This is a genomic window from Burkholderia sp. HMSC10F09 (genome assembly GCF_001806955.1).
In the GTDB taxonomy this organism is placed as follows: Bacteria; Pseudomonadota; Gammaproteobacteria; order Burkholderiales; family Burkholderiaceae; genus Burkholderia; species Burkholderia multivorans.
Genome location: NZ_KV786661.1, coordinates 10,855 through 12,049, shown reverse-complemented (window position 1 = coordinate 12,049; position 1,195 = coordinate 10,855). Strand labels below are relative to the sequence as shown.

2 protein-coding genes are annotated in these 1,195 nt (G+C 69.0%); both read right to left on the bottom strand.

Annotated features, from left to right (window positions below):
* Window positions 1–157, bottom strand: a 157-nt coding sequence (locus HMPREF3115_RS29000) for an NAD(P)-binding domain-containing protein (protein ID WP_176748745.1), incomplete at its 3' end; no start/stop codon positions are given.
* Window positions 158–168: 11 nt separating this feature from the next.
* Window positions 169–1,195: CoA-acylating methylmalonate-semialdehyde dehydrogenase (gene mmsA / locus HMPREF3115_RS11060; protein ID WP_256276125.1), on the bottom strand; the 1,027-nt coding region annotated here is incomplete at its 5' end.

The window sequence follows — 1,195 nt, the reverse complement described above, 5'->3', positions numbered from 1 at the left end:
CCTCGCGCGGCGAGCGTGCCGCCGTCGCGCCCGCGCGCACCGCGGCGTCGACCGCGTGCGCGTCGAGGTCGAATACCGTCAGCGCGTGCCCGGCGCGCAGCAGATTGGCGGCCATGGGGCCGCCCATGTTGCCGAGCCCGATGAATGCGATGTCCATGCGGCCTCCGGTCAGCGCAGCGCGATCGTCGTATTGACGCCGCCGGCCGTCGCCTCGTCGTCGAACCAGCGTGCGGTGACGGTCTTCGTCTGCGTGTAGAACTGCACGACCTGCTTGCCGTACGGGCCGAGATCGCCGAGCTTCGAGCCGCGCGAACCGGTGAAGCTGAAGTAGGGCACCGGCACCGGAATCGGGATGTTGATACCGACCTGCCCGATGTCGATCTCGCTCTGGAACTTGCGTGCGGCCGCGCCGCTCTGCGTGAACAGCCCGACGCCGTTGCCGAACGGGTTCGCGTTGACGAGCGCGATCGCGTCGTCGAGCGTGTCGGCTTCGAGCACGACGACGACGGGCCCGAAGATCTCTTCCGTATAGATCGACATGTCGGTCGTCACGCCCGAGAAGATCGTCGGCCCGACGAAATTGCCGTGCTCGTAGCCGGGCACCTTCACGCCGCGCCCGTCGAGTTCGAGTGTCGCGCCGGCCTTCACGCCTTCGTCGATCAGCGCCGCGATGCGCGCATGGGCGGCCTTCGATACGACCGGCCCGACGTCGGTGCCGGGCTCGTGTCCCGCGTTGACCTTCAGCGCCTTCGCCTTCTCGACGAGCTCGGGCAGCCAGTCGCGCGCCGCGCCGACCAGCACGACGACCGACGTCGCCATGCAGCGCTGGCCGGCCGCGCCGAAGCCGGCGCCGACGAGCGCGTTGATCGTCTGCTCGCGATGCGCATCGGGCAGCACGACGGCGTGGTTCTTCGCGCCCATCATCGACTGCACGCGCTTGCCGTGCTCGCTGCCGAGGTTGTACACGTGCGTGCCGACGCGCGTCGAGCCGACGAACGAGATCGCCTTCACGTCGGGATGCGTGCACAGACGATCGACCGCGGTCTTGCCGCCGTGCACGACGTTCAGCACGCCCGGCGGCACGCCGGCCTCGAGCGCGAGCTCGACGAGCTGCATCGTCGACAGCGGATCCTGCTCGGACGGCTTCAGCACGAACGTGTTGCCACAGACGATCGCCATCGGAAACATCCAGAGC